The following is a 6,413-nucleotide window of genomic DNA, read 5'->3' on the forward strand; positions in this document are numbered from 1 at the left end:
GTGGTGACCTCGACTTGGTTCTCCTGGGGGGACCAGTGGGCGGGCTGGTTGAGCCAGGTCCAGTCGGTGAAGCCGAGACAGTTGTGGGTCGTCATGCGGTGTCCCTTGGTGCGTCGTGAGGTGCGCAGGGCGGGCCAGGCTGCCGAGGAGCAGCAGCACGGGCAGGAGCCACAAGGCGTGGGCGAGGGCGGAGACCTGGTTGAGACCGCCGATGACCGTGGGGCCGGTGAGCGTCCCGATGTATCCGCAGGTGCTGACGGCCGTGACCGCTACCGCGCTGCCCTGCACCCCCTCGCTCGCGGCCGTGAAGAGGTAGGGCATCAGGCAGGACAGGCGCGGACCGAGTGCCGCGAAGCCGAGGGCCGCGAAGATTGGGCCTGCGGCGGCGAACCCGGCAACGGCGCCGGTACAGCCGAGCAGGGCGGCGGCCGCGGTCATCCGGGCGTGCCCCATGCGGCGTGACCCGGCGTCGCCGCCGGCCCTGCCGAGCAGCATGCACAGGGCGAAGGCCGCGCAGCCGAGCCCGGCGGCGCCGTCGAAGGCCCCGGGGCGTCCTTGAACCGGACCGCGGACCAGTCCGTGGCGGCGGCCTCCGCGAGCATGGCGGCGAAGACGGCCGGACGCAGAAGTACGAGGGCTCCCGATCGTCGTGCCGCGGAGGCCACGCGCTGGCCGGGGTCCGGGGTTTCCCCCAGGGGCCTCTTGCTGTGGGTCCGGGTGGGCGAGTGCGCGGCCTGCCTGTTGCTGCTGTCCTGTCAGGCGGCCGTCGCGGGGGCGCCCCGGGCCCCGGACGGGCTGGCCGGGCCCGGGGTGTGGTGGTGCCTCCTGTTGGGCGGCTACTTCACGGCGCCTGCGGTGAGGCCGCGGGTGAGGGAGCGCTGGAAGATCAGGAAGAAGACGACCATGGGGATGACGCCGAGGAGGGCTGCGGCGCTCATGGACGTGGGGTCGCTGGTGTACTGGCCCTGCATCACGGAGAGGCCGAGGGGGACGGTGTGGTTGTCGTTGGAGACGAGCAGGACGAGGGGGTAGAGGAACTCGTTCCAGCTCCAGACGAAGAAGAACACGCACATCACCGAGAGGGTGGGCCAGCTCATGGGCAGGATGATGCGCCACAGGATGGTCCAGCGGCCGGCGCCGTCAAGGGATGCGGCTTCGATGAGTTCGCGGGGGAAGCTGGCGAAGACGGAGGAGAGCAGGTAGGTGCCGAAGGCGCTGTAGGTGATGCCGACGAGGATGGTGTAGCCGAGCTTGCCGTCGTAGAGTCCCATCTCCTTGAAGATGTAGTAGATGGGGTAGACCAGGCCCTCTTGTGGCAGGACGTTGACGCCGAGGAAGAAGACGAGGAACGCGGTGCGCCATCGGACGCGCCCGATGCCGATGGCGTAGGCGTTGAAGAGGGCCAGGACGACGGCGATGAGGACGACGCCCAGGCTGATCTGGACGCTGTTGACCAGTTTCTGGGTGAAGTCGACGCGTTCCCAGACTTCGCTGACGATGCTCCAGTTCCACTCGGTCGGCCAGGACAGTGAACCGTTGGCGCGGTAGTCGGCGCTGGTCTTGAAGGAGTTGAGCAGGATGACCAGGAACGGGGCGAGGAAGGCGAGGACGAAGAGGGTGACGGCGGCCACGACCGCGTAGGAGCCGGGGCTGCGGCGGCTTCCGGTGGTCCTACGGTCCCGGTGCTTGCGCTGGGGGGCGGCGTGGCCGGGGTGCGCCGGCGGGTGGGGGCGGGGCGAGGTGGGTGCGGGGGTGGTGATGTCGGTGGTCATGGTCATCCGTCCTCGCGGGCCTGGCGGGCGAGCATCGTTCCGGCGATGATCAGCACGAGCAGGGTGATGGTGCTGGAGATGGCCGATCCGTAGCCGACGTCGGCGCGCTCGAAGAAGTTCTGGTAGGCGAAGTACGCGGGGACCAGTGTCGCGTTGCCGGGTCCTCCGCCGGTGAGGACGAAGATCTGGGCGAAGACCTTGAGTCCGGCGATGGTGGTGGTGACCAGCACGACGTAGACCTCGGGTCGCAGGATGGGCACGGTGATGCGGGTGAAGCGCTGCCACCAGCTCGCGCCGTCGAGCGATGCGGCTTCGTAGAGTTCGGGGTCGATGCGCTGGAGGCCGGACATGAACAGCACGAGCGGGTAGCCGAGCTGCATCCAGACCAGGACGCCGAGGACGATCCACAGCGCGAGGTCGGGGTCGCCGAGCCAGTTCTCGGTCAGTGACGACAGTCCGATCGTTTCCAGGACGCTGTTGACGGCGCCTTCGGGGGCCAGGATCCATCCCCACATCAGGCCGGTGACGGCGACCGGGATGACCTGCGGGAGGTAGAGGCCGGAGCGGAAGACGCTGACCAGGCCGTCGCCGTGCTTCTTGCCGACGTAGTCGAACAGGAGAGCGGCGAGGAAGAGGCCGAGCAGGGTGGGGACGACCGCGATGCCGATGATGACGAAGGCGATGTTGCGGAAGGAGGCCCAGAAGTCGGCGTCGCTGAAAAGACGGGTGTAGTTGTCCAGGCCGATCCAGGTGGGATCTCCGATGCCCTGCCACTGGGTGAGGCTGTAGTAAAAGGTCATCACCAGCGGGACGACGAGGAAGAGCAGGCTCAGCAGCAGGCCGGGCGCGAGGAAGACGGCGTACCCCGTGGTCCGCGGGTGACGTGTGGTTTTCACTGATGCTCCTAGGTGGGCGGGACGGCGGCCGGCGTGGGCGGGCCGCCGTCCCCGGAGGTGAGGGCTGAGGCTCGGCGGGGAGCGTCAGTCTCAGCGCCGCGTGGCTGCGTACTTCTCGTACGGTGCCGCGAGCTCATCGAGGACCGCGTCGGGCTTGCCGCCGTTCATGAGGTTCTGGGTGGCGGCCATCCAGGTGTCGTAGTAGCCGGCGACGGGCCAGTCGGGGTAGAAGGCGAGCCCGTTGCTGCTCTGGTAGGTGTTGAAGGCGGTGATCAGCTCGCGGGACTTGGGATTGGTGATGGAGTCCGGCTCGGCGGCCAGGGGCACGTTGCCCTCCTCGCCTATGAGCTTTTGGATCTTGTCGGACATGGTGATGTCGATGAAGTCCTCGGCGAGCTTCTTGTTCTTCGCCTTGGTGGAAATGACCCAGTGGTTGCCGCCGGAGCCAAGGGTCTTGTCGCTGCCCGGGTAGGGGGCGGTGCTCCACTGGAAGTTCTCGATGTCGGTGGTGAAGCCGCCGAACCACCAGTTGCCGCCGACCAGGACGGGACGCTTCTGGGAGACGAACTGCTCGGTCATGTCGTTGCCCTTGAGGCCGACGTCCTCCTTGTCGAAGTAACCCTTGTCGAGCCACTCCTTGTACTTGTCGACGGCGTAGGTCCACTCGGGACCGTGGAAGTCGACCTCGCCCTTGTAGAGCTGGTAGTTCTCCACCCATGTGTCGTCGGCCTTGGACAGGGCGAGCAGGTAGAGCCAGTGTCCGGCCGGGTGGTCGTTGCCGGCGTTGGCCAGCGGGGTGATGCCGGCGGCCTTGAACCCGGCCAGGGCCTCCTCGAAGCTCTTGAAGTCGGTGGGCTTGGCGATGTCGTGCTTCTCGAAGAGGTCGTCGTTGTAGTAGGTGAGGACGAACTCGCCGTAGTTGGGGACGCCGTACCACCGGTCGCCGCCCATGTTGCCCTGGGCGTCGTAGCGGGCGGTGACGGAGGCGCCCTCGCTGATCTTCTCGTCCCAGCCGCGTTCCTTGGCGGTGGCGGTCAGGTCGGTGAGCAGGCCCTGTTTGGCGAGGAGACCGGTGGTGGCGTTGCCCTTGTTGTACTCCAGGACGTCGGGCGCCTTGTCGGAGTTGAGGATCATGCCGGCGTTCTGCTGGATCTGGTCGAACGTCTTCCGTTCGAAGATGACCTTGACGTCGGGGTGGGTCCTTTTGAATTCGGCGATCGCCGCGTCCCAGGCGTTGCTCAGGGCACCGTCTTCCTGCTCGTAGTACCACAGCCGCAGGGTCTTGCCGTCACCCTCGGCGGCGCCGGAGCCGCCGCATGCGGAGAGGGGTGCCACGAGCGCCAGTGCGGTGCCGGCGAGCAGGGCACGGCGCGTGGTTCGGCCCGTGGCGCGGAAGCGCATGATCTTCATGGGAGTTCCTTGGGTGTGCATGGGTGGGTGGTGCGGGTGTTCAGGCTGTGCGGCGGCGGTGGACGCGGGCTTCCCACGGCTGCAGGGTGTGCGGCGTCGTGAGAGGAGCGGTGGCGGGAATGTTGGCGATGAGGGTCTCGCTGTGCTCCCAGCCGTCGGGCAGGTCGACGGTGAGGTCGGCTCCGCTGACGTTGGCCAGGACGAGCAGCTCCGTGCCCGAGGTGGCGTCGGTACGGGTGAAGGCGTAGAGCTGCTCGTGGTCGGGGTGGAGCATGTGGAAGTCGCCGTGGGTGATGGCCGGCTCGGTGTGGCGCAGGTCGATGAGACGGCGGTAGTAGTGGAAGACCGAGTCCGGGTCGGCGAGCTGGGCCTTGGCGTTGACCTCCGTGTGGTCGGGATTGACCGCGATCCACGGTGTGCCCGTGGTGAAGCCTGCGTTCTGGGTGGTGTCCCACTGCATGGGAGTGCGGGCGTTGTCCCGGCCCATCGCTCGGAGCCCTTCCAGGACGCGGTCGGGGTCGGCTCCGTCGGCGACCGCGTGGGCGTAGTGGTTGAGTGATTCGATGTCGCGGTAGTCGTCGATGGAGGTGAAGGGCGCGTTGGCCATGCCCAGCTCCTCGCCCTGGTAGACGTAGGGCGTGCCGCGGTGCAGATGGAGGACGGTGGCCAGCACTTTGGCCGAGCGGTCGCGGTAGGCGGGGCTGTCGTCGCCGAAGCGGGAGACGACGCGCGGCTGGTCGTGGTTGTTCCAGTACAGGCTGTTCCAGCCGGTGGTGCCCAGGCCGGTCTGCCAGCGTCCGAGGCTCGTCTTGAGGTCGGTGAGTCTCAGCGGCCGCGGGTCGAACTTTCCGCCGGGGCCGCGGTCGAGTCCGACGTGCTCGAACTGGAAGACCATGTCCACTTCCCGGCGGGCGGGGTCGGTGAAGAGCCTGGCCTCCTCCACGGTGACGCCGGGCATCTCGCCGACGGTGAGCAGCTTGCGAGGGTGTCCCTCGAAGACCTCGCGGTGCATCTCGGCCAGGTACTCGTGAACGCGGGGACCGCAGACGTAGTACGGGGAGCCGTCGCCGTAGCGGCGGCCTTCGGAGATGCGGCCGTCGGGCAGGGCCGGGTCCTTGGACACCAGGTTGATGACGTCCATGCGGAAGCCGTCCACGCCGCGGTCCAGCCACCAGCGCATCATGGCGTAGACCGCGTAGCGGACCTGGGGGTTGTCCCAGTTGAGGTCGGGCTGCTTGCGGGAGAACGTGTGGAGGTAGTACTCACCGCTGGCCTCGTCGTACGTCCAGGCCGGTCCCGAGAACCAGGACTCCCAGTTGTTGGGCTCGGCGCCCAGCTCGCCGGGGGTCGCGCCCGCACGCGGCGGGCGCCAGATGTACCAGTCGCGCCGGGGTCCGTCCACACCGCCGTCACGGGAGGCGGTGAACCAGGGGTGCTCGTCGGAGGTGTGGTTGACCACGAGGTCCATGACGAGCTTCATGCCGCGTTCGTGAACGGCGGTCATGAGACGGTCAAAGTCGTCCAGGGTGCCGAAGAGCGGATCGATGTCCTGGTAGTCGCTGATGTCGTAGCCGTTGTCGTCGTGCGGGGAGGGGTAGACGGGCGAGAGCCACAGGACGTCGACACCGAGCTGGGAGAGGTAGTCAAGGCGTTCGATGATGCCTTGCAGATCGCCGATGCCGTCCGCGTCGGAGTCGGCGAAGCTGCGCGGGTAGATCTGGTAGACGACGGCGTCGCTCCACCAGGAGTCGGCGGGACTGGCTTCGTTCTCGGACACGTCAGGACCTCACTGCGGCTGTTCGGTTACTTCGTACGGGCATTCGGTTACTTCGTACGGGCATCTGGGCCGTGGGCAGTGCGTCGGCCGGCGCCGGGAAGGTCAAGAGATCGCGGCGCCCACCGCGTCGCGGATCACCAGGCATGCCGCTCCTCGGGCCCACAGATCGTGGTGCACGGGATCGACGTGGACGGCACAGTCCAGGGCGGCGGTGGAAAACGCGTACCTCTCCATCGCCGTGTTCATGGCCGGACCGAACAGGTCGTGCGCGACCGCGCCCTCTCCGGCAATGATGATCTTCTGCAGGTTCAACAGGTTGCACATGCCAGCCAGACCCCGTCCGAGGGCTGTCCCGGCCTCGGTAAACGCGGCACGGGCCACGACCTGAGAGGAGCCGCCCGCGGCGCGGGCGAGGTCAACAGCGTCGGCGATAGTCTCACAGTGAACGCCAGCGTCTTGGAAATGGCGCAGGACGGCCCGGTCACCCGCGAGCGCTTCCAAACAACCCCGGCGACCGCAGCTGCACATCGGACCCGCCGGATCGAGAGGCATATGGCC

At 67.7% G+C, this 6,413-nt stretch carries 5 protein-coding genes; all 5 read right to left on the reverse strand.

The window, feature by feature from the left end; genetic code table 11:
* Positions 1–836 precede the first annotated feature (836 nt).
* Positions 837–1,778, reverse strand: coding sequence for a carbohydrate ABC transporter permease (locus tag OSB71_RS23890; RefSeq protein ID WP_416237322.1), 942 nt, complete (start codon positions 1,776–1,778; stop codon positions 837–839).
* Entirely contained in the window at positions 1,775–2,668 is an 894-nt protein-coding gene (locus OSB71_RS23895; RefSeq protein WP_265950889.1) for a carbohydrate ABC transporter permease, read from the reverse strand. Before OSB71_RS23895 ends, OSB71_RS23890 begins: the two co-directional genes overlap by 4 nt.
* Before the next feature lie 90 nt (positions 2,669–2,758).
* Positions 2,759–4,078: an ABC transporter substrate-binding protein gene (locus OSB71_RS23900; protein WP_265950890.1), complete on the reverse strand. Its 1,320-nt coding sequence runs from the start codon at positions 4,076–4,078 to the stop codon at positions 2,759–2,761.
* Between the two features lie 40 nt (positions 4,079–4,118).
* Entirely contained in the window at positions 4,119–5,855 is a 1,737-nt protein-coding gene (locus OSB71_RS23905; RefSeq protein ID WP_265950891.1) for a glycoside hydrolase family 13 protein, read from the reverse strand.
* Between the two features lie 102 nt (positions 5,856–5,957).
* A partial coding sequence (locus OSB71_RS23910; RefSeq protein ID WP_265950892.1) for an ROK family protein occupies positions 5,958–6,413 on the reverse strand: 456 nt, incomplete at its 5' end.

It is taken from the genome of Streptomyces marinisediminis, assembly GCF_026262575.1.
GTDB lineage: Bacteria > Actinomycetota > Actinomycetes > Streptomycetales > Streptomycetaceae > Streptomyces > Streptomyces marinisediminis.